General features: G+C 73.5%; 20 protein-coding genes. 4 read left to right on the top strand and 16 right to left on the bottom strand.

Annotated features, from left to right (window positions below):
- Positions 1 to 15: 15 nt before the first annotated feature.
- From CPZ01_RS06910 to CPZ01_RS06865, 10 genes are all read right to left on the bottom strand, one after another.
- On the bottom strand, positions 16 to 918 hold the full coding sequence (locus CPZ01_RS06910) for an NAD-dependent epimerase/dehydratase family protein (RefSeq protein ID WP_096394051.1): 903 nt from the start codon (positions 916 to 918) through the stop codon (positions 16 to 18).
- Positions 915 to 1367 (bottom strand): DUF5791 family protein, encoded by a 453-nt coding sequence (locus CPZ01_RS06905; protein ID WP_096394050.1) that lies wholly within the window; start codon positions 1365 to 1367, stop codon positions 915 to 917. Before CPZ01_RS06905 ends, CPZ01_RS06910 begins: the two co-directional genes overlap by 4 nt.
- A gap of 75 nt (positions 1368 to 1442) precedes the next feature.
- Positions 1443 to 4667 (bottom strand): DUF7286 family protein, encoded by a 3225-nt coding sequence (locus CPZ01_RS06900; RefSeq protein ID WP_096394049.1) that lies wholly within the window; start codon positions 4665 to 4667, stop codon positions 1443 to 1445.
- Complete coding sequence (locus CPZ01_RS06895; protein ID WP_096394048.1) at positions 4661 to 5320, bottom strand: DUF7284 family protein; 660 nt, start codon at positions 5318 to 5320, stop codon at positions 4661 to 4663. The genes CPZ01_RS06900 and CPZ01_RS06895 overlap by 7 nt, the downstream gene beginning before the upstream one ends.
- On the bottom strand, positions 5311 to 5784 hold the full coding sequence (locus CPZ01_RS06890; protein ID WP_096394047.1) for a DUF7285 family protein: 474 nt from the start codon (positions 5782 to 5784) through the stop codon (positions 5311 to 5313). The genes CPZ01_RS06895 and CPZ01_RS06890 overlap by 10 nt, the downstream gene beginning before the upstream one ends.
- Before the next feature lie 6 nt (positions 5785 to 5790).
- Positions 5791 to 6291 carry a DUF7283 family protein gene (locus CPZ01_RS06885; RefSeq protein WP_096394046.1) on the bottom strand — a complete coding sequence of 167 codons (501 nt, stop codon included), beginning with the start codon at positions 6289 to 6291 and terminating at the stop codon, positions 5791 to 5793.
- Between the two features lie 84 nt (positions 6292 to 6375).
- Positions 6376 to 8208: a type II secretion system protein gene (locus tag CPZ01_RS06880; RefSeq protein WP_096394045.1), complete on the bottom strand. Its 1833-nt coding sequence runs from the start codon at positions 8206 to 8208 to the stop codon at positions 6376 to 6378.
- A complete protein-coding gene (locus tag CPZ01_RS06875; protein ID WP_096394044.1) occupies positions 8205 to 10145 on the bottom strand; it encodes an ATPase, T2SS/T4P/T4SS family in 1941 nt (646 codons plus the stop codon). Before CPZ01_RS06875 ends, CPZ01_RS06880 begins: the two co-directional genes overlap by 4 nt.
- 107 nt (positions 10146 to 10252) lie before the next feature.
- On the bottom strand, positions 10253 to 10717 hold the full coding sequence (locus tag CPZ01_RS06870; protein ID WP_096394043.1) for a DUF7311 family protein: 465 nt from the start codon (positions 10715 to 10717) through the stop codon (positions 10253 to 10255).
- A 7-nt stretch (positions 10718 to 10724) separates the two neighbouring features.
- Positions 10725 to 11402: a DUF7310 family coiled-coil domain-containing protein gene (locus CPZ01_RS06865; RefSeq protein WP_096394042.1), complete on the bottom strand. Its 678-nt coding sequence runs from the start codon at positions 11400 to 11402 to the stop codon at positions 10725 to 10727.
- A gap of 74 nt (positions 11403 to 11476) precedes the next feature.
- On the opposite strand from CPZ01_RS06865, the gene CPZ01_RS06860 reads away from it, so the two are divergent.
- Together CPZ01_RS06860 and CPZ01_RS06855 are read left to right on the top strand one after the other, a co-directional pair.
- Positions 11477 to 12556 (top strand): tubulin/FtsZ family protein, encoded by a 1080-nt coding sequence (locus tag CPZ01_RS06860; RefSeq protein ID WP_096394041.1) that lies wholly within the window; start codon positions 11477 to 11479, stop codon positions 12554 to 12556.
- Positions 12557 to 12646: 90 nt separating this feature from the next.
- On the top strand, positions 12647 to 13354 hold the full coding sequence (locus CPZ01_RS06855; protein ID WP_096394040.1) for a phosphoglycerol geranylgeranyltransferase: 708 nt from the start codon (positions 12647 to 12649) through the stop codon (positions 13352 to 13354).
- A gap of 566 nt (positions 13355 to 13920) precedes the next feature.
- On the opposite strand, the gene CPZ01_RS06850 is transcribed toward CPZ01_RS06855, so the two are convergent.
- The gene (locus tag CPZ01_RS06850; protein WP_096394039.1) at positions 13921 to 14544 is read right to left on the bottom strand and encodes a riboflavin synthase; all 624 of its coding nucleotides are present in this window, start codon (positions 14542 to 14544) and stop codon (positions 13921 to 13923) included.
- Positions 14545 to 14674: 130 nt separating this feature from the next.
- On the opposite strand from CPZ01_RS06850, the gene CPZ01_RS06845 reads away from it, so the two are divergent.
- On the top strand, positions 14675 to 14998 hold the full coding sequence (locus CPZ01_RS06845) for a DUF7533 family protein (RefSeq protein WP_096394038.1): 324 nt from the start codon (positions 14675 to 14677) through the stop codon (positions 14996 to 14998).
- A gap of 9 nt (positions 14999 to 15007) precedes the next feature.
- Here the strand turns inward: CPZ01_RS06845 and CPZ01_RS06840 are convergent, their stop codons facing one another.
- The 5 genes from CPZ01_RS06840 to CPZ01_RS06825 form a co-directional block, all read right to left on the bottom strand.
- Complete coding sequence (locus CPZ01_RS06840; RefSeq protein WP_096394037.1) at positions 15008 to 16387, bottom strand: M24 family metallopeptidase; 1380 nt, start codon at positions 16385 to 16387, stop codon at positions 15008 to 15010.
- The gene (locus CPZ01_RS06835) at positions 16384 to 18228 is read right to left on the bottom strand and encodes a UvrD-helicase domain-containing protein (protein WP_096394036.1); all 1845 of its coding nucleotides are present in this window, start codon (positions 18226 to 18228) and stop codon (positions 16384 to 16386) included. The genes CPZ01_RS06840 and CPZ01_RS06835 overlap by 4 nt, the downstream gene beginning before the upstream one ends.
- A 123-nt stretch (positions 18229 to 18351) precedes the next feature.
- On the bottom strand, positions 18352 to 18510 hold the full coding sequence (locus CPZ01_RS15400; RefSeq protein WP_004598729.1) for a DUF7563 family protein: 159 nt from the start codon (positions 18508 to 18510) through the stop codon (positions 18352 to 18354).
- An 86-nt stretch (positions 18511 to 18596) separates the two neighbouring features.
- Positions 18597 to 18779, bottom strand: coding sequence for an HVO_0416 family zinc finger protein (locus CPZ01_RS06830; RefSeq protein ID WP_049905922.1), 183 nt, complete (start codon positions 18777 to 18779; stop codon positions 18597 to 18599).
- A 149-nt stretch (positions 18780 to 18928) separates the two neighbouring features.
- The gene (locus CPZ01_RS06825) at positions 18929 to 19471 is read right to left on the bottom strand and encodes a CDP-2,3-bis-(O-geranylgeranyl)-sn-glycerol synthase (RefSeq protein ID WP_096394035.1); all 543 of its coding nucleotides are present in this window, start codon (positions 19469 to 19471) and stop codon (positions 18929 to 18931) included.
- A gap of 156 nt (positions 19472 to 19627) precedes the next feature.
- Here CPZ01_RS06825 and CPZ01_RS06820 point away from each other — a divergent pair, with 156 nt between their 5' ends.
- Positions 19628 to 20467, top strand: coding sequence for a proline dehydrogenase family protein (locus CPZ01_RS06820; RefSeq protein ID WP_096394034.1), 840 nt, complete (start codon positions 19628 to 19630; stop codon positions 20465 to 20467).
- The last annotated feature ends 9 nt before the right edge of the window (positions 20468 to 20476 follow it).

Below are 20476 nucleotides of genomic sequence, written 5' to 3'. Positions count from 1 at the left end.
TCCGGCCGGGGCGGGCTACTCGGTCCGCGCCCGGTACGCGCGCACGGCGTCGCGGTACCCCGACCGGAACGTCGGGTGGACGAACTCGTAGCCCAGCTCGCGGAGCAGCGCGTTCGAACACCGCTTGCTCGTTCGAATACGGCGCTCGGCGGCCGCGGAGAGGTCGCCGGCCGCGATCCGCTCGTCCTTCGACAGCTTCTCCGGCCGCTGGACGCCGCAGGCGTCGGCGAGCCAGTCGGCGAACGCGTGCTTGTCGACCGGTTCGTCGTCGACGACGAGGACGACGCGGTCGCGAGCGCGATCCGTCTCTAGGAGGTGTCGGATCGACCCCGCGGCGTCCGCGCGGTGGACCATGTTCAGGTAGCCGGCCGTCACCGGCCCCTCCACGTAGCGCTCCAGCCGGTACCGGTCCGGGCCGTACAGCCCCGCGAACCGGACCACGGTCCCGTCTATTCCGGCGTCGCCCGCGCGCTCGGTCGCGATCCGTTCGGCCTCGGCGAGGACCCGGGTCTTCTCCGTGGTCGGATCGACCGGCGTCTCCTCGTCGACCCAGCCGCCGTCGTGGTCGCCGTACACGCCGGTCGAGGAGGTGTACACCAGCCGATCCGGCGGCGAGGACCGCGAACCGTACTCGTCGACGACGTTCGCGAGCCCGTCGACGTATACTTCCCGCGCCGCGTCGGCGCCCCGTCCACCGGAACTGGCCGCGAAGACGACCGCGTCCGCGTCCGGGAGCGTCGAGAGCGACTCCGGATCGGTCGCGTCAGCCCGGACGGCCTCGACGTCGGGACCGACGGCGTCGACCGCGTCGAGCCCGTCGTCGGACCGCCGGACGCCGGTGACGTCGTGGCCGCGTTCGGCGAGCTGCTCCGCCAGCGTCAGCCCGACGTAGCCGCAGCCGACGACGACGACCCTCATGGCTTCCGGCGCTCGATGACCGCGAGGATCTCGGCGAGCTGGCCGAGCGTCATCGCGGTCCGCCCCTCCAGCGCCTGCTGAACCTCCTGGCCGGTGAGGTCGGCGTCGATCTTCGCCGCGATGGCGTCGACGTCGAGGACGGCGGTCGCCATCCCCATCAGCAGGTGGTCGCGCACCTCCGCCACCATCGCGTCGGCGTCGCGGTCCGGGTTCGCCGCCGCGAGGACGGCCGCCCCGTCCGCGAGCGAGAGCGCGGCGACGTCCCCGTCGCGGGCGGCGCTCGCGTCCGCCTCGGACAGTCCGATCTCGTCGACGAGCCGGTCGGTGTCGATCGCCGCCGCCGCCTCCGTTACCATCGCTTCGAAGGCGGCGAGCAGATCCGCCGCCGCCGGCTCGTCGGCGTCGACGTCGGGTCCGGCTCCGCGGCCGTCGACGACCTCGTGGAACATACCGCCACTCGGTCGCCGCGTCTCAAAACGCCTGCGGTCGGGCGGCTCCGGGCCGTTCGCCCCCTCGACCGGTCCTCACGGCCCCGTACACTCGTCGGCCGCTCCCGGCGACGCGCCCAGCGGGCCCGGACACGGCCAGCCGCTCGACCGCTCGTCGCGCGTCCCGCCGACGTCGCCGACGCCCGGCGGCCCGGCGGGGACGGCGACGACGACGACCGTCCGGGTCTCGAACGCGACCGGCTCCGTCACCCCGAGCGCGACCGACTCGCCGTCCACATCGACGCTGACCGTGCCGGGCTCTCGGACGTACTCGAACGGGCGATCGGGCGTCCCGACGTTCGCGCGGAGGGCGAACCGGGGATACTCCCCGCGCACCTCCACGTTCCACGCGTTGACCGTCGCCACCCAGTACCCGGGAACGGGCGCGACCGGAAGTCCCGCCCCGACGGTCCGGACGGGCTTCGGCACGCGCTCGTCCGGCACCGACGCGACCGCCTCCTTCGCGCGGCCCTCGATCGCCGACTCGACCTGCTTCCGGCGGATCGCGCGGGACGCGGCCGTCGTCTCGTCGACGAACCGGGCCGGAACGCGGACCGCGTTCCGTCCCGCTTCCCTCCGCGTCTCGACGCGGAGGTGCGCGGCGAGCCCGAGCCGCTCCGACGACGAAAGGGACCCGACCCGGGCCGCCTCGCTCGCGACGCGATCCGGGTACTCGCCGTCGCCGACCGCGACGGCCCTGTGGCCGAGCGAGTCGTACTCGGCCGCGGCGTCCTCCAACACCTCGTTCCGCTCCTCGCGCGAGAGATCGGTCCGCTCCGCGAGCCGGTCCGCCAGCGCTTCGTCGACCCGGTCGAGCGAGGCGTCGACCCGCCCGGCGAGCGCGCGTCGGTCGGCGCGCAGATCGTCGTCGTCGGCCGCCGCGAGCGCCTCGTCGGCCGCGAGGAGCGACCGTCCGGCGACGCCGAGACGGACCGTGTCGTCGGTGCCGAGGATCCGGTCGGCGATCCCGCCGGCGACGTCGCTGTACGGGAGCGTGACGTAGTTCACGTTCCGGGTTACGAGCGGTCGCGTCGTCGTGCCGTCGACGCCATCGACGCGTTCCCCGTCGACCGCCGTCCGCGGGAGGTACCCCGGCGACCCCTCCGGCGCGAACGTGACGGCGCCGCCCGGCCCCTCGTCGCCGACGCTGTAGGTCCCCGGGTCGCGGGCGGCCTCGCGGCTGGCGATCACCTCGCCGACGGGTGGCCCGCCGAACGCGTCGTTCACGCGGTCGAGCACGCCCTCGGTCGCCGCCTCTCTGTCTTCGGAGGCCGCTTCGAGCTCCGCGATCACGGCGTCGAGGTACGCGACGCGGGCGGCGACGCGTCCCCGGTCGACCGCGCCGTCGTACCTCGGCGGAGCGTCGCGGAGCGCGTTCCGGCGGTCCCGCACGGTCGCGGCGAGGTCGCGGTACGGCGTCGACTCGCCGACGGCGGCGTCCGCCATCGACGCCTCGGTCTCGATCTCGCGGACGCGCTCCGACAGCTCCGAGACGTCCCTCGCGATCCGGTCCAGGTCGGCGTCCGACCGCTCGCCGTACACGACCGTCGACCGCGTCTCGTCGCCCCGTTCGACCGCCTCGCGCGCCAGCCGGTCGATGTCGCCGTCGGTCTCGACGTCGAGTTCCGCCCGCGCGGCCGCCGGAGTGTCCGCGAGGTCCGGGCCGTCGACGCCCTCGGCGGCGCCGAACGTCCCCGTCGGCCTGTCGGGCGCGCCGGTGCGCGGCGCGTACGTCCCGGTCACCGACACGCGGACGCGGTACCGGTCCGTCGCCTCGTCGGTCGTCACGGCGCGGTCGACGCTCACGTTCTGTACCGTCCCGTTCGGCCCCCGCTCGACGACTCGCCGCTCCCACGTCGCGGTCGCGGCGCGCTCGACGACGACCTCCCGGGTCGCGCCGCCGAACGACACGGATTCACCGGCCGACACCGTCTCGCCGTCGGTCCCCGTTCGGAGGTCGCTCCCGTCGACCACGCGGACGCGCTCCGTCCGCGACGCGTCGACCCGTTCCCACGGTTCGTCGAGCAGCGATCGGGGGCGGTCCGGCGTCACGGGGCCGCCGTCGGCCACCCGGGTCGTCTCCGTCTCCGCGGTCGCCTCGACGCGGTGGCTCGCCCGAACGATCGATTCGAGGCCGTCGTGGACGCGCGTAGCGGCCCGGTCGGCCGCGTGCCCGACCTCGACCGACGCGGTCTCGCTCGTCGCGTCCGCGGCCGGGTCGAAGGCGGCGTCCTCGCTCGCCGTCGCGTCCCCGGTCGAGGCCGTGTTTCCCCCCTCGCCGTCCCCCGTCCCCGTCGGCGTCGGCGCTCCGAGGACGGCGTCCGTCCAGGCGGCCTCGGGGACGCCGGTCGGCGACAGCAGGTCGGTCACGCCGGTCCGCGCGGCCGCCCGCGCGACGCCGCCGCGCGCGTCGGGGTCGCTGGTCCCGAACACGTCCCGCTGGACGCGGACGATCCCGGCGTTCGTCGACAGCTCGACGTGGCGGTTCGCGACGACGTTCTCGACGGGAGCGCCGGCGTACTGGCCGTACCCCCGGGCCCATGCCATCGCGTAGAGGCTGGCGGTGACCTGTCGACCGAGCCCGGGCCCCTCGACGGGTCCGCGGTCGAGTCGACGCTCGAACCGCTCGGTCCGTTCGTGGGCGGCCAGGGTCGGCACGGCGACCGTGACCGTCCGCGACCGCGTCCGGTTCACGACCGTTCGGCCCTCCCGCGTCGCGGTCGTCGCGACGCCCGCGAAGGTGACCCGCGTCGCGGTCCCGTTCGCGGTCGGTTCGACGCTGACCCGCTCGCGCGCCGCGACGAGGTCGGCGGCCGAGTCGACCGCCGGCAGCGACGCGTTCGCCTCGGCGCCGCCGACGTCGCTCTCGACCGCGCGCAGCGCCTCCGCCCCCGCGATAGCGAGCCGGACTCGGAACGCGTCCTCGAAGGCGGACCCCTCGCGGACCGCCCGGGTTCCGGGCCCCGATCCGTTCGGCGCGCGCGTCACTGGCTCTCTCGCCGCGTCGTGGGCGGCCTCGCGGGCCGCGCTCCTGAGCGCGGCGGTGGCGTCGGCGTCGACGCGCTCGACCGCGCGTTCGACGCGGCGGTCCTCGCCGACGAGCCCCTGCTCAGCGAGCCCCGCGGCGTACGCCGAACTCGTCACGAGCAACAGCACGCCGACGAGCGCGAAGGGGACGCGCGCCCGTTCGTCGACGGTGAACGTCCGTGCGCGACCCGTGTCCGCGGACTGGCCGCAATCTCGATCCCCCACGCTCACCACCTCCGGACGACGATCCGAACGACGCCTTCCGCCGAGCGATGCGATCCCTGTTCGCCGTCGAACCGGTCCGGAACCGGTTGTCGGACCACGGCGACGGCGACGTCGGCGTTTCGCGGCGGTTCGGGGCCGACAGCGACTGCTACCCCGGATTCGGTCGCGTCGGCCGCTCGGCCCCGCCCGCCGCTCCTCCGCAACGGAACCGCCTCGCCGGCGATCGAGTGCGGAGACACCGCCGCCACGCCCCGGGCCCTCGGAGCGCCGGGCGGTCCCTGCGATCCGCCGTGTCCCGGGCCGACGACGATGTCGTCTGCGTCGCTCTCGCCGCCGCGTCGGACCGTTACGTCGACGCGCGTCCGCGGACCGACTCCCGCGCGGACTGCCTCGACGGCCCTGCGGTCGAACGCGCCCTCCGCGTCCCGGACGGCGACCAGTGCGAGCAGCTCCGCGCGGGTCGCGTGGACGCGACGCGTGCCGTTCGGCGCGTCCTCGTCGGAGTACGAAACGGTCGCGGTCTCGGTGACGAGCCGGTCCGCGGCGTCGGTCGCGGTCGGGCCGTCGGGGCCGCCGGCGTCGCTCGCGCCGAGCCCGACGACGCTCGCGGAGACGCAAAGCAGCAGCACGGTCACGTCGAGGACGGTGCTGGTCACCGCCACACCACCGCCCGGAGCGTCCCGCGGACGTTTCGGCCCGGCGCCACGCGGACCGTCACCCGCCGCTCGGCGACCGCGACCGCGTCCGGCGACCGGACCTCCGGCGGTCCGGGAGCGTCCGGGCCCGACGCCGCCAGCCACCGCTCGCCGCCCGCCTCCAGTTCGATCGCGGTCGCGGTCCCCGGCGCTTCCACTCGTCGCATCCGCGCGGGGTCGACGACGCCGCCGACGGTGATCGCCTCCTCGACGCGGTCGAGCGCCGCCCTCGCGGCCGACCGATCGTCGTCGGGCGCCGCGTCCGCGAACGCGCCGGCGTACAGCCCCAGCGCGAGTCCGACGACCACTACCGCGACGAGCGCGGCGGTCGGTTCGACGGCGGCGCGGTCGGCGGTCGAGAGCGCCGCAGCAGGCCGCTTCGACGCCCCCGACGTTTCCGGTCCGTCTGGTTTCACGGAGTCGTGTGACACGCGAGATCACCCCACGAGCGTGACGCGGACGCCTCCGTAGTGGACCCGTCGAACCGTGACCCGCTCCGGTGCGGGCATCCACGCCGCGTCCGCCGCTCGCGCGCGCTCGGCCGCCGCCGCGAACGCCGCCGGATCGTCGAACGCGGCGTCCGGGGGAGCGCCGTCGAGGACGCGCCGAAGCCGCGGGTCGGTCGTCGCGTTCGGCGTCATCCCCGCGTCCGGCCGGATCACCGGCGTAATCCGCGGGGCGTCGAGCGTCGCCCGCGCCGTCTCCCGATCGTCGCCGAGCGAGACGGATCCCTCCGCGAGCCGGAGCCTCTCCGCGGTGATGCCGTGTTCGGCCGTCGCCGGGTACTCCCCGTCCGCGACCGAATCGATCGTGCGCGCCACGCCGTCGGCGTCCGGCGGCGGCGAGGCCGGAAACGATGCGGCCACGCCGACGGCCGCGACGCTCACGACGGCCAGACCGAGCCACGCGTACGTGGCGTCGAGGTGCGTCTCGAACATGGCGCGGCTGGGCGCGGCTTGGTATATAAATGATCGGCGCGGAGGTCGGGTCCGAACGGGACCTCGTTCCCCCGCCGTCCGATTTCAAAACAGGAGCCCGGCGCCGGCGAACGCGACGAGGAACGTCGCGGTGGCCGTCGGCAGCGCGATGCCGATCCGATACGCCACCAGCGTCCGGTCGAACCCTCGCTCCAGGCCGGTCGCGAGCCCGGTGAGGAGTGCGGCGAGCAGCAGCACGTACGTCCCGACGATCCGTCCGAGGACCGGGACCGACAGGGTTCCCGCACCGCCGTTCGTCCCGGCCGCGCCGCTCCCGCCGGCCGCACCGCCGGCGCCGGCGGTCGCTCCGCCCTCCGCGCCGACTCCGCCGCCGGCGAGGGCGTCGGCGCCCGCGGCCGCCCCGGCGCCGAGACCGCCGACGTCGACGGCGTCGATCCCCGTCGCGAGCGCGACGGTCGCCCCGCCGACGAGCGGCGCGAACACCGCGGCGGTGTTCGAGAGCGTCCCCGTGACGGTCGCCAGCTGGCGGCGCGCGTCGCGTTCGAGCTCGCGCAGCGACTCCAGCTGGTCCGCGAGCTCCAGCAGGACGTCGCCGGCCGGCCGACCCTCACGCGCGGCGACGGCGAGCAGCGCTATCGCGCCACGGAGGCGGGGCGACGGGACGGCGGTCGCCGGTCCGCCCTGTCCTAAGAACGCCTCGCGGACGCCGACCCGCAGCGTGTCGCTCCGCCGTCCGGCGCGCTCGAACAGCTCGCCGGTCGCGCCGTCCAGCCGCTCGCCGGCGTTCGCGACCGCGGTCTCGACCGCCACGCCCTCCGCCACGTCGCCGCCGATCACGGTCATCGCGTCCGGGAGCCCTCGCTCGACGTCGCGCACGTCCGATAACACCGCCCGACGAGGTCGCGCGAGGACGAACAGCGCGCTCCCGACGCCGACGCCGACCCCCGCGACCGGCCGCGCCCACGGCGCGACCGTCCGCGCGGCGACGACGGCCGCCGCCGCTCCGAGGGCGCACCCGACGACGAGCGCGCGGCCGCGCCGGTCCGGCACGTCCGGGTGGTCGCCGCCGATTTCCGGCGGCGGGAACGCGACCGGTCGCCGGAAGAGCAGCCACGCCGAGGCGGCCAGCAGTCCGGCGGGAAGCGCGACGAGGTACAGGCCGGCGACGAGCCCGGGACCGATGGCGACGCCGGCGGCGGCGCCCGCGGGAAGCAGCGCGATGAGCGCCAGCGGGAGCAGCACGCCGAACGCGTACAGCGCGGAGACCGGTCCCCGAACCGCCCCGACGAACGACGCGAGTCGGTCCGTCGTTCCGGAGAGCGTCGCGTCGAGCGCGCGGTCCAGACACCGCCCGCGACGCTCCGGCGGCGCGGTCGCCGCCGTCCGGACCAGCGCCGCGGCGCGGTCGATCGCCGGGAACCAGGGCCGCCACTCGCGGGCGAACGCCCGGAGGCCGCTCGTCGGTCCGTCCGCGCTCCCCCGCTCGTGGCGGGCGAGCGCCGCGGCCAGCGGTCCGTCCCCCGTCCGGCCGGCGAACCGCACCGCCCGCTCGGTCGAGGGGTCCAGCCGCATTCGCAACACGAGCCGCCCGACGAGTCCCGGCGCTGCGCCGAGCGCCCGCGTCCGCCGGAGCGACGCGAGCCACACCGGCGCACGGTGGACCGCGTGTGCTCCGCCGACGAAGGCGGCCAGTCCCGCGGGCGCGGCGGCGACCGCGCCGGCGACGAGCGCCGAGACGACGGTGACGACCGCACCCGTGACGATCCCGACCCGATACCCGACGGCCACGACGCGCTCTGCGGAGGCGTCCCACCCGAGGAACGCGACCGCCCGGCGCAGCTCCTCCGAAACGTCTGATTCGTCGTCGCCGGCGGAGCGGAGGGGCCCGTCGGACGCGGTCGGCCGACGCTCCGTCATCGGTCGCCTCCCGCGTACCGCGTCGGCGCGGTCCGTCCCGTTCGAACCGCGTCGCGGATTCGGTCGCTCCGCCGGTCGACGGCCTCTCGAACCGCGGCGTACGACTCGCTCGCCTCCGCGAGGTCCTCGATCAGTCGGCTCTCGCCGCGGTCGATCCGCCCCGTCGCGACGAGCCCCTGTTCGGTCCGCTCGAAGAGGGGATCGAAGCTCACCCCGTCGTCGCGGTCGCCGACCTCCACGATCGATTCGACGCGGTGGTCGTCGAGAACCGCGATCAGGTCGGTCGCGGCGAACGACGAGCGGGCGACCCCGAGGTCGGTGACGACGCGCTCTTCGACGGCCGCCGGGTCCTCGCCGTGGATCGTCCCGAGGACCGTCTCGCCGGCGGCCCCGACCCGCATCGCCTCGTACAGCGCCTGCGCCTCCTCGCCGCGCACCTCGCCGACGCACATCGCGCCGCCGCCCATGCGGAGCGCGGTCCGCACGGCGTCCGCCGGCGCGAGCTCGGCGCCGTCGCCGACGCGGAGCCGCTGGGCGTCCCGCCCGGCGTCGGCGAGCGCGTCCACCGGGAGTTCCGGCGTGTCCTCGACCGCGATCGTCCGCGTTTCGGAGGGAAGTTCCCACAGCAGGGCCCCGAGCGCGGTCGTCTTCCCGGCCGCTCGACCCCCCGCGACGAGCCCGGTCACGCCGCGCTCGACGGCGACCGACAACAGGCCGGCCGCCGCGGGCGTGAGCGTGTCGACGGACACCAGCCGAGCGAGCGTCCACGCCTCCGGGTCGCCGCGCCGGAAGGTGAACGAGAGGCCGTCGCTCGCCGGTGCCGTGGCGGCGGCGACCCTGACCCGTCCGGTCTCGGACTCGATCGTCGCGTCGAGCGTCGGCGTCGCCCGCGAGAACGCCCGCCCGCTCGCCCGTCGAAGCCTGGACGCGAGCGTGGCGGCTCCCTCAGGCGGAAGCCGCACGTTCGTCCGACACCGTTCGCCGTCGAGGACCACTCGCAGGGGGTTCTCCGCGACCGGCGCCGTCACCGTCGCGTCGCTCACGCGGTCGTCCGCGAAGACGTGTTCGAACGCGCCGTAGCCGTGCGTGTGCCGCCGCAGGACCTCGGTCAGGTCCGCGACCGGGTCGACGTCGTCCGCCACGGCCCGCACCGCTCGTCCGGGCGCCCTGTCGCCGCCGCGGGGATCGCCGAGCAGCCGGTCCCGCGCGGCGGCCAGCGTCGCCACGCTCTCGGCGTCCAGGTCGGCGCTCGGCGGCGTGAGGTGATACGTCCTGAGGGATTCGTCGCCCTCGTAGAGCCGGACGGTCGCCCCGGTCGAGACCGTCCAGCGGTCGGCCAGCGTCGCGCCCGGCGGCGGCGCGGCCGCGACGCGCGCGGTCGCGGCCGTCGGCCCGACGTGCGCCCGTAGCCGCTCGTTCAGGTCGCGGTCGCTCTCCGCTCCGTCCGCGTCTCCCGCGAGTTCCTCGGCGGCCGACAGCAGTCCCGTCTCGGTCGCGATCCGCTTCGCGGGACTCGCGCGTCCGGCCGCCTCCGCCGCCGCGCCGAGCGGATCGCGGGCGACCCGATCGACGAGCCGCTCTTCGTGGAAGCCGATCCGCTCGCGGAACCGTCCCGCGGCGATCAGGAGGTCGGCCGCCCGGTCGGCGTAGGAGCGCTCTCGTCCGCGGTGTCGAGTCCTTATCACGTCCGCGTCCCGGTCGGTGAGCGCCGCGATAACGGTCGCGAGGCAGTCCGGGCTCGCGGCGAGGTCGCCGCGTCCGGGGCAGCCGTCGGCGTCGACATCGAGGACGACCCGGTCCTCGACGCCAGTCCCCACGGGCTCGCGGAACGCCGGTTCGCACCGGCACCTGCCGCCGCCGTCTTCGACCCACGGAAGCCGTCCGATAAGCGTCTCGCCGTCGTCGCCGGCGATCCGCTCGCTGAGACCGAGGTTCATGGCGGGCGTGGCCGCGGTTTGATATATAAACGATCGGCCGATCGTCCGCTCTCGGTTCCCTCTGTCGAACGGGGCTGTCCGACACGACGGATCCCGACCGGTCGGATCTATCCAATTCGACGGATCCGGACCGTCGGCCCTCCGTCGTCGACGTATTTGATCCGAATCCGGTTCGCCCCGCCCGGCCGGAGTTCGACCGGTCCGCCGGCGAGGTCGACCGCCGTCTCCGCGGGCCCCGTGCCGACGCGGAGCGTGCGCTCCGGGCGGTCGTCGATCCGATACGTGAGGGCGACGCCGTCTGGTCGGTCCGGCGGCTCGACGAGCGCGACGCGGTCGACGTCCGCCGCGGCGAACCCCGTCGGAACCCGGAGGAGGACCGTCGTCTGCGCCGCCATCGCGGGGTCGCTCACGGGCGTCGACCCGGCGACGACGCCGCCGATCGCCCGCTCCAGCCGGTCCGCCTCCGCGCCGATCCGCTCCGCCGTCGTCGCGGTTCGGGCCGTCTCGACCGCGGGCATCGACGCCGCCAGCAGCGCGACCGCCACGAGGACGGTGAGGACCACCCGGATCACGGCCCGCTCACAGCGACTCCCGGAGCCGGTCCAGCGCGTCCGTCGCCCACGCGCCGTCGTCGCCGTCTCCGCCGTCCTCGGCGCGCTCGCTGTCGCCGGTACGCGGTCCGGACGTCGGCCGGTCGTCCGGCAGGGCGGCGTCGAGAGCGCTCTCCGACGGAACCGCACCGTCGGGGCCGTCCCCGTCTCGCGCGCCTCGGTCGGGCGCGGCGCTCTCGCCGTCTCGACCGGTCCCGTCGCCGGCGCCTCGATCTCCCCCGTCGCTGGCGCCTCGACCGATCCCGTCGCCACCGCCGTCCCGTCCGCTTCCTCGCCCGGCCTCGGTCGCCCGCGCGAGCGCGAGGTCGGCCCGCCGCTCGACCTCGCGGTTGACGGCTCTGACCGCCCCCGCGTAGCCGCGGACCGCCTGCGTCGCCGACTCCAGCTCCGCGACGCGCTCCTCGAGGTCGTCGAGCCGCGATTCGAGCCGCTCGCGCTCGGCGGTCGCCTCCGCCTCCGAGGCGGCGTCCGCCGGGCGCGCGTCGCTCCCGGTCACCGCGCGCTCGACCGCGCTGAGCCGGGCCTCGATCCGATCCCTCGGATCGTTCCCTTCGTTCTCTCTCGCCCTCGCCTCGGGTTCCGCCCCCGTCGGCGCCGCCTCCGTTCCCGTTCTCGACGGCTCGGCCCCCTTCGCGTGGTCGGTCATGCGACCCGTTGCCCGCGGTTTCACTCTTAAACCTCGGGGAAAGGGTATTGTTCCGGGGAGTGGTACGTCCCCGCATGAAGGCAGTCCTCCTCGGCGTCGGACAGGCGGGCGGCAAGCTGGCGACCGCCCTCGCGGAGTTCGACGCCGACGCCGGCTACGGCGCGGTCCTCGACGCGCTCGCCGTCAACACGGCCGCGGCCGACCTCGACCCGCTCCCGCTCGAAACGGTCCTCGTCGGGCAGTCGCGCGTCAGCGGCCACGGCGTCGGCGGCGACAACGAACTGGGCGCGGAAGTGATGGACGAGGACGCCGTCGAGGTGTTGGACGCGCTCGCGCCGAAGGTCACCGCGGAGGCCGAGGCGATACTCGTCGTCGCCGGCCTCGGCGGCGGGACGGGATCCGGCGGCGCGCCGGTCCTCGTCCGCGAGCTGAACCGCGTGTACGACGTCCCCGTCTACGCGGTCGGAATCCTCCCCGGCCGCGACGAGGGGACGATGTATCAGGTGAACGCCGGCCGCTCGCTGAAGACGCTGGTCCGCGAGGCGGACGCGACGATCCTGTTGGACAACGACGCGTGGCGCTCCTCGGGGGAGTCCATGGAGGGCGGCTACGAGGCGATCAACGCCTCGATGGCGAAGCGGATCGGGCTCATCCTGGCCGCCGGCGAGGCGGTCGAGGGCGTCGGTGAGTCCGTCGTCGACACGAGCGAGGTGATCAACACGCTCCGCGCGGGCGGGATGGCCGCGGTCGGGTTCGCGTCGGCGCCCGCGGCCGAGGACGCGGAGGAGAACGTCACCACGGTGACGAGCGCGGTCCGCAGCGCGGTGATGACCGGGCTCTCGCTACCGAATGCCACCGACGCCGATGCGGCCCTCGTCGCGGTCGCGGGCGATCCGGACCGGATCTCGCGGAAGGGCGCGGAGAAGGCCCGGAAGTGGCTTCAAGAGGAGACGGGGTCGATGCAGGTGCGCGGCGGGGACTTCCCGCTCGACTCCGAGCGGATCGCCGCCCTAGTCCTCCTCGCGGGCGTCGAGCGCTCGCAGCGGGTGGAGGCGTTCCTAGAGCGCGCCAGGCAGGCGGTCCGCGACGAGCGCGAGGAGAAGCCCGACCCGGCGGCCGCGTTCGACAACGACGAGATAGACGACCTGCTCTGAGCGCGCTCCGCCGTCCGGAACCGGGCGACGCGCCCGGTCGACGGGACAGGTTCCGCACCTTTTTGTTCTCGCCCGGTGGAGTCTCGGCCGATGACCAATCCGTGGGACGACTGGGACCACGTGCTGAAGGTCGACCCCGACAAGGACCTCCGGTCGGGCGAGACCTTCGAGGACGTCTGCCGGACCGGGACGGACGCGATCGAGATCGGCGGGACCCTCGACGTCACCGCGGAGAAGATGACGCGCGTCGTCGACGCCGCAGCGGAGTACGACGTGCCGCTGTATCAGGAGCCGTCGAACCCGGGCGTCGTGATCGACTCGCCGGCGCTCGACGGCTACCTGATCCCCACCGTGTTCAACGCCGGCGGCCCCTTCTGGATCACGGGCGCGCACAAGGAGTGGGTCCGGATCGACGACCTCGACTGGAGCCGGACCCACACCGAGGCGTACATCGTGATGAACCCCGAGGCGTCGGTCGCCCAGCTGACGGAGGCCGACTGCGACCTCACCGCCGACGACGTGGGGGCGTACGCCAAGGTGGCCGAGCGCATGTTCGGCCAGGAGATCGTCTACGTCGAGTACTCCGGCACGTTCGGGGACACCGAGAAGGTCGCGGCCGCCCACGACGCCTTGGACGACGCCACCCTCTTTTACGGCGGCGGGATCGGCGACTACGAGTCGGCCAACGAGATGGCCGCCCACAGCGACGTGATCGTCGTCGGCGACCTGCTCCACGACGAGGGCGTCGACGCCGTCCGCGAGACGGTGAAGGGCGCGAAGGACGCGCACGACGACTGACCACCTTTTTCGAGGAGCGGTTCCTTCGCTCACTTCGTTCGCTTCTGGAACCGCTCCTCGAAAAACCCGGAGGAAAAACCCGACGGCTCGGCGTTCGCCTCGCCGTCGGTGAACCGCTCGCTTCGCTCGCGGATGCGCTGTGCGGGGGACAGTCAATCCGCCGGACTGGGTGGACCTCCGATGCGGCCGGCGCGTGCCTCCGAGCGCCCAGCGGGCGCGAGGAGCACGCGCGAGGGAGTCGGTGGTCCGGAGCGAAGCGGAGGACCACCGACGAGGCTGGGGAGGCGTGAGGTGCGGTGCGGGGTGGGACTCAAAGGGGCAGCCGCGAGGGCGAAGGCGCGCGACGCAAGGACCGCAGGCGCGAACGGAGTGAGCGCCGAGGACCGTGGTTCGAGACGCCTCCGGCGTCTCGTCATCACGAAAGCCGCTCCGCGTCTTTTCGAACGACAGCGAGCGCACCGAGCCCTCGCGGCTGGGGCTTTGGTGGCAGTCACCGCAGTCTCGTCTCCGGAGTTACACGACCAAACTGTTCGGCAGTTCGAACCACCGTCTTCCCGTAACGCTTCTCAGGCGTACCCGTCCAGCATGTTCTCGACGTACTTCGCGATCACGTCCACCTCCAGGTGGACCGGGTCGCCGACCGACTTCTCCGAGAGCGTCGTCAGGTCGTAGGTGGTCGGGATGATCGCGACGTCGAATTCCCCCTCGCGCTTCTCGGCGACCGTCAGCGAGATGCCGTCGAGCGTCACGGAGCCCTTGTCGACGAGGTAGTCGCCGTGCCCCTCGGGGATCGCGAAGGTGAACCGCCAGTCTTCGCCGACGCGCTCGATCCCCGTCACCTCGGCGACGGTGTCGACGTGGCCCTGAACGACGTGGCCGTCGAACCGCCCGTCCGCGGGCATCGCGCGCTCGACGTTGACCGCGTCGCCCTCGCGCACGTCGCCGAGGTACGTCTTCGCGACCGTCTCGCTCGCGAGGAACACAGAGAACCAGCCGGACTCGTCGCCGTCCCGCTCTCCGTCGCTCGACTCCCCGTACTCCTCGACGGTGAGGCAGACGCCGCTCACGCTGATCGACTGGCCGTGATGGAGGTCGTCGAACCCGTCGACGCCGATCCGCAGCCGCAGTCCGTCGTCGGTCTCGGTCCGCGACCGGACCGCGCCGGTGCCCTCGACGATGCCGGTGAACATACCGGAACTGGGGGCGGGCGACGGTTATCGGTTCTGGGTCCGCGCGGTCGCGTCGGGCGACGGACCGGCTCCGCGACCTCGCGGCCCGCCGCCGCGTCCCTTTTCTCCCCCGGGGATCAACGGGGCCGCAATGCGACTGGGACTGCTGGACATGATCGGGCTGGCGGCGTCGCTCGTCTTCGCGCTGCCGCTCGCGAACTACGCCGTGGTCCGGCTGGTCGCCGGCGAGGTCGCGCTCGGCGCCGGCCTCCTCGTCGTCGCCGTCGCGATGGTCGTCCTCCCGCAGTACTTCCTCGATCCGGCCCGAATCGCCCGCAGGCTCCTCTCCGGGCTGTTACCCCGGCAGCTGCGCGGCGATACCGACAGCGCGGACGCCGGCCGCGAAAGCGGCGCGGACGAGTCCGAGTCACCGGACGCCGCCGCGGTCGACGGCGACGACGCGACGGGTCGGTAGGTCGGCTCCTCAGCGCGCGTCCGACCGCTTCTCCGGGACAATTCCGAACGGGTACTCGGCCAGTATCTCGTACCCGTCGTCGGTGACGACGATCAGGTCTTCCAGCCTGATCCCCCCGATTTCGGGGTCGTAGACGCCGGGCTCGACCGTCACGACGTGCCCCGGGCGGAGCTCGCCCGCCCCCGACAGCGACGGCCCCTCGTGGAGGCTCACGCCGACGCCGTGGCCGGTGCCGTGCGTGAAGCCGGCCTCGCCCTCGGCCGCGTTCGGGTCGAAGCCGTACGCGGCCAGCTCCGCGGCGGCCTCGCCGTGGACCGTCTTCGCCGGGACGCCCGGTTCGACCTCGTCGAGCGCGGCCTCGCGGGCGGCCTCGACCGCGACGTACGCGCGGCGCTCCCAGCCGCCGTCGCCGCGTACGACGAACGTCCGCGTCGCGTCGCCGTAGTAGCCGTCCGGGCCGCGCGGGGAGACGTCCAGCAGCACCGTCTCGCCGGGTCGAATCGGGTCGTCGCCGACGTAGTGGAGGTCGGCCGCCGACGGCCCGGCGCCGATCACGGTGTTGCCGGCGTCGCGGACCCCGCGAGTGGTGAGGACGCGGTTCACCTCGCGGCGGAGCCGCTCGGTCGTGAGGGGTTCGTCGTCCCAGCGGAGCGGCGGGCGGCGGCCGTCGCCGGAGCGGTCGTCCGCTTCGCGCTCGTCGTCCCCCGCTCCGACGACCTCGCTCTCGGCGAGCACCGCCTCGGCGCGGGCGAGCCCGGCGACCGTCGCGCGCTGGACGCGCCGGAGCCGGTCGACCTCCGCCGGCGTCTTCCGCTCCCGGGCGGCCGCGACCGCGTCCGTCGACGCGAGATCGACGCCCGCCCGTTCGAGGTACACCGCGGCGTCGTGGGGGATCGAGGCGGGCGCGAGGACGGTCGGGTCGTCCGTGTCGCTCCCGTCGGTCAGGTCGTCGACGACCGCGGCCGCGCGCTCGCCGGCGTGGTCGCCGACGCGGTCGGTCCGGACCTCGCGAGCGATCCCGTCGTGGAACTCTCCGTCGGCGTCGCCGGTCGGTCCCGAGTCGGCGTCGTCCGCCGAGTCGGCGGCCGGATCGCGGGCGGCCGCGACGAACTCCCGCTCCGCCTGCTCGCGGAAGAGCGCGGGGGCACAGCAGACGGCGCGCCCGACGCGGTCGGCACTCTCGCCGTCCGGGGAGACGACCAGCGCGTAGGGGCGGTCGGGTCCAGAAAACCGCGTCAGGTAGCGCAGGTCGTCGTCGAAGCGGTCGCCGACGGCGACGAACGCGGCCGCGTCCGCCTCGCGGACCGCCTCGACGATCGGTCGGAGATCGGTCCGGAGGGGAGCGGCCTCTCCCTCGGCGGCTTCCGGCGTCGCGTCCTCTCCGCTCACGGCTCCGGTTCGGGCACCGCCAGCTCGGCCTGGACCTCCTCGACGAGCTCCTGGGCCGGCTCCTCGCGGAGCTCGTTGAACAGCAGGACGCTGATCGGGAGCGTCGGCGCGCCGCCGATGAGGCTCTCCATGATCACGAGCCGCTCGCGGGCGCGGGACATCCCGACGTAGAAGACGCGGCGCTCGTTGTCGGTGAGGACGGGCACGGGGCTCGTCGCCTTCGTGAACTCCTCGACGCCGTCGACGTCGGTCGGGTCGTCGATGGAGGCCGCCATCTGCTCGACCACCTTCTCCGTGAGGTCGGTGGCGACGAACACGTGGTCGGCCTCGCGGCCCTTCGCGGAGTGGATGGTGCCGACGCGGACGCGGGTCGGGTCGGCCCCCTGGTACTCGCCCTCGAAGTACGCGCCCATCGACTTGCGCTGGAAGCTCGTCACCTTCCGCACCATGTCGTCGGCGCTGGCGGTGTCCGGCATGAACGGGATGTACTCGTCGAGCGTGTCGGCCGGGATCTCGATCAGGGAGACGTCGTCGGCGTCGGCCGCCTCCTCGCGGTCGTCGAGGTAGTCGTAGAACTCCTCGCGGTCGTGGGTGCCGAACGCCGACTCCTGGAGCATGTCGGCGAGCCGCCGCGCCTCCAGTCCGGTGACGGGCTCGTCGGCCTCGGCCTTCTCGATCGCGCTCACGTAGTCTTGAACACGGTCGGTCCACATCCGCCCGTCGGTGAGCATCGTGAACGGGATGCCGTGGTCGATGAACTCGTCGATGAAGTCGAACATCTGGTAGCGCGCCCGGAACAGGCACATGATGTCGCCCTCGTCGTCCTCGACGGTGTACCGGACGTTCCGGACCAGCTCGATCATCGACGGCGACTCGATCGCCTCGACGGTGCCGCCCTCCTTGCGCGGGTGGAGGTCCTTCTCCTGGCGCTTGTCGATGTGCCGGATCTCGGCGTTGACGACGTTGAGGATCTCCGAGGGGAGCCGGTAGGAGTTCGGGAGGACGACGTCCTCGTCGACGTCGGTGTCGAGGAGGAGGTCGGGGTCGGCGCCCTGCCACGCGTAGACGACCTGGTCGTCGTCGCCGGCGATCAGCACCCGGTCCATGTGCGGGCGCCACTCCTCGAAGACGTTGTACTGGAGCGTCGTGATGTCCTGGAACTCGTCGATGATCAGGTAGTCGACGCTCGGGACGAGCGAGCGCTGCGCGACGCGTTCGAGCATGTCCGCGAAGCCGACGAGGTCGTTGTCGCCCTTGTACGCGCGCCACGCACGGATCGTCTCGGGGATGTCGATCCGGTCGTCGTCGGAGGGCCACGTCGGCGTGTACTTGTTCCCCTGCTGGGCGTTGGGGTCCTCCTCCGGCGGGAGCCGGACCTCCTCGACGTTCCACTGGAAGGGGACGTCGTACCAGTCGGCCACGTCGCGCTCGGTGCGCTGGAGCCACTGCGAGGTGGCGATGACCTTGTTGCCGATGGTCGTCGAGCGCGCGGTTCGGCGGCCGGCGCCGCCGTGCTGGTCCTCGAACTCGATGCCGTACTCCTCGCAGAACGCCTCCTTGTCGTCCTCGCCGACCACGTCGCCCCGCGAGAGGTCGAGCAGCTCGTACGCCTTCGCGTGCATCGTACTCACGTTCCCCTGGAGGCTGCGCGGCGAGACGTCGAGGCGCTCGGCGAGCCGCTCGCGGATCTCCGCCGCGGCCGCGCGCGTGTACGAAACGACGAGTACGTCGCGGACGTCGGCGTCCTCCGCCTCGAGGATCTCCTCGACGCGGTCTAGGAGCGCGGTCGTCTTCCCGCTCCCGGGGCCCCCGAACAGCCGCGTCACCGTGGTATCAGTCATTATTACCCCCAGATTCCGACTCTCCTTAAACGCCGTGGCTCGGCGATCGTCGACCCCGGTCCCGGTTCGGCCCCGCCGGTGCGGCGTCTCGTCGCTCGGTCGGCTCGTCGCTCGGTCGGCTCGTCAGCTGCTCCGCGTCGCGCGCGCTTCGCGGACGTCGGCGCCGTCGCGGACCATGTCCTCGCAGGCCGGACAGACGCGGGGCCGATCGACCTCGTTCGGGGTGAACACCCGAACGTAATCCGTCGTCACGAACGAACCGCAGTTCTGACACGTCGGCATGGTAGTCACTATCGAGTAATTCCACATAATACTACCGGGGAGTATGACGGAAAGAAAATTCGCGGAACCGGGCGTCGACCCGGGCGTCAGTTCGGCCGCCAGTCGCAGACGGAACACCGCGCGGACCCTTCCTCGTGGAGCGCACCGCACTCGGGACACTGGAGCTTGTTATAGGACCGCTCCCAGTCGACGATCTCTGTCTCGTGGCCGTGGTCGGAGAGGAACTCGTCGAACACGTCGTCGTCCGAGCTGGGTGCACTACTGGACATGCGTGATATGGTATGCCACACCAGCATATATATCTTTCTGCCGTTCTCGTCGCTGCGAATTTCATCGATAAACGGTCGGTTATTCGGAGAATAACCGACGATACGAAACTTCCGACGGCACTGGGCTACGAACGACGGCTACGCCCCGCTCACCACGGTTCGTCCTTCAGCCCGAGCGCGTACGCGCCGACGTTCGTGACGACGTGGAGGACGGGCGTCATCACGAGGACGACGGCGAGGACGCGCGGCGTGAACACCGCGAGCGCCCAGTCGGCGTCGACGAGGAAGACGAGTCCCAGCGCGCCGACGACGAAGTCCAGCTGGTCGAGCCCGGGGAACGCGGCGCCGCGCTCGCGCCCGGACCGGCGCTTGAGGAACGAGGCGCCGATGTCGCCGCACATCGCGCCGAACGCGAGCGCGAACGCCGCCGGGAGCGCGAACGTCGGCAGGTCGGCGCCGAGCGCGGCGCCCGCGGGGTCGCTGAGGCGATTGAGCCCGAGCGCGAGCAGGACGCCGACCAGGGTCCCGACCGCGGTGCCGCGCCACGTCTTCCCGTCGCCGAGCAGCCGCGCGCCGCGCCACTCGCGCCCGCCGTCGATGGGGCGTCCGCCGCCGGCCAGCACCGCGGCGTTGTTGGGGACGTACGCCGGGAGCATCGCCCAGAACGCGGTCGCGACGAGCGAACCGATCATGTCCCCACCGGCGGCGCGCGGCGTGTTATAAACCCCGGATCCGTTTCCGTCGCGACGCCCTTTCCCCCTCCTCCCGGTCGCCCTTCCCGACGCGGACTCGCGGTCACGGCCGCCGGGTCGGCAACAGTAAAGTTCGCGCCGACCGGAACCGTACGTATGATCCCCCCGATCGCCCGGCGGTTCGTCGCCGGCGAGAGCGTTCCGGCGGCCCTCGACCACGCCCGCGCCGCGAACGAGGACGGCGTCGCGGTCATCCTGAACCTGCTCGGCGAGCATTACGACGACGTTGCGGGCGCCCGCGCGGACGCGGACGCCTACCTCCAACTGCTCGACGACATCGCCGACAGCGGCCTCGACGCCTGCGTCTCCGTGAAGCCCTCCCAGATCGGGATGGACGTCTCGGTGGACCTGTTCGAGGAGCACTACCGCGAGATCGTCGCGCGCGCCGCCGAGCTCGACGCGTTCGTCTGGTGCGACATGGAGGACGCCGACACCACCGACGCCACCCTCGACGCCTTCGAGTCCATCGCCGCCGACTACCCGTGGAGCGTCGGCCAGTGCGTCCAGTCGAACCTCAGGCGGACCGCGGACGACCTCGACCGCCTCGTCGACCTCCCGGGCGAGATCCGGCTCGTGAAGGGCGCGTACGACGAGCCGTCGTCGATCGCGTACACGGACAAGGCGCGCGTCGACGAGGCGTACCGCGACGACCTCCGCTTCCTCTTCGAGCGCCGCGACCGGGGGATCGCGGTCGGCAGCCACGACCCCGAGATGATCTCGTTGGCGGACCGGCTCGCGCGCGAGCACGGCGCCGACTACGAGGTCCAGATGCTGATGGGGGTCCGCGAGGACGCGCAGCGCGACCTCGCCGCGCAGGGGGTCGACGTGTACCAGTACGCGCCGTACGGCGACAAGTGGCTCTCGTACTTCTATCGGCGCGTCCGCGAGCGCAAGGAGAACCTGACGTTCGCGGCGCGTGCGGTGCTGGGGCGGTAGTCGGGGCGA

It is taken from the genome of Halorubrum trapanicum, from assembly GCF_002355655.1.
Classification (GTDB): Archaea; Halobacteriota; Halobacteria; order Halobacteriales; family Haloferacaceae; genus Halorubrum; species Halorubrum trapanicum_A.
This window is presented reverse-complemented; position numbering and strand designations above follow the sequence as displayed.

Bases quoted from the DNA above. Each gene is read 5' to 3' on its own strand.
- CPZ01_RS06910 (WP_096394051.1), bottom strand. From the start codon at position 918: ATGAGGGTCGTCGTCGTCGGCTGCGGCTACGTCGGGCTGACGCTGGCG.
- CPZ01_RS06905 (WP_096394050.1), bottom strand. From the start codon at position 1,367: ATGTTCCACGAGGTCGTCGACGGCCGCGGAGCCGGACCCGACGTCGAC.
- CPZ01_RS06885 (WP_096394046.1), bottom strand. From the start codon at position 6,291: ATGTTCGAGACGCACCTCGACGCCACGTACGCGTGGCTCGGTCTGGCC.
- CPZ01_RS06880 (WP_096394045.1), bottom strand. From the start codon at position 8,208: ATGACGGAGCGTCGGCCGACCGCGTCCGACGGGCCCCTCCGCTCCGCC.
- CPZ01_RS06875 (WP_096394044.1), bottom strand. From the start codon at position 10,145: ATGAACCTCGGTCTCAGCGAGCGGATCGCCGGCGACGACGGCGAGACG.
- CPZ01_RS06865 (WP_096394042.1), bottom strand. From the start codon at position 11,402: ATGACCGACCACGCGAAGGGGGCCGAGCCGTCGAGAACGGGAACGGAG.
- CPZ01_RS06860 (WP_096394041.1), top strand. From the start codon at position 11,477: ATGAAGGCAGTCCTCCTCGGCGTCGGACAGGCGGGCGGCAAGCTGGCG.
- CPZ01_RS06855 (WP_096394040.1), top strand. From the start codon at position 12,647: ATGACCAATCCGTGGGACGACTGGGACCACGTGCTGAAGGTCGACCCC.
- CPZ01_RS06850 (WP_096394039.1), bottom strand. From the start codon at position 14,544: ATGTTCACCGGCATCGTCGAGGGCACCGGCGCGGTCCGGTCGCGGACC.
- CPZ01_RS06845 (WP_096394038.1), top strand. From the start codon at position 14,675: ATGCGACTGGGACTGCTGGACATGATCGGGCTGGCGGCGTCGCTCGTC.
- CPZ01_RS06835 (WP_096394036.1), bottom strand. From the start codon at position 18,228: ATGACTGATACCACGGTGACGCGGCTGTTCGGGGGCCCCGGGAGCGGG.
- CPZ01_RS15400 (WP_004598729.1), bottom strand. From the start codon at position 18,510: ATGCCGACGTGTCAGAACTGCGGTTCGTTCGTGACGACGGATTACGTT.
- CPZ01_RS06830 (WP_049905922.1), bottom strand. From the start codon at position 18,779: ATGTCCAGTAGTGCACCCAGCTCGGACGACGACGTGTTCGACGAGTTC.
- CPZ01_RS06825 (WP_096394035.1), bottom strand. From the start codon at position 19,471: ATGATCGGTTCGCTCGTCGCGACCGCGTTCTGGGCGATGCTCCCGGCG.
- CPZ01_RS06820 (WP_096394034.1), top strand. From the start codon at position 19,628: ATGATCCCCCCGATCGCCCGGCGGTTCGTCGCCGGCGAGAGCGTTCCG.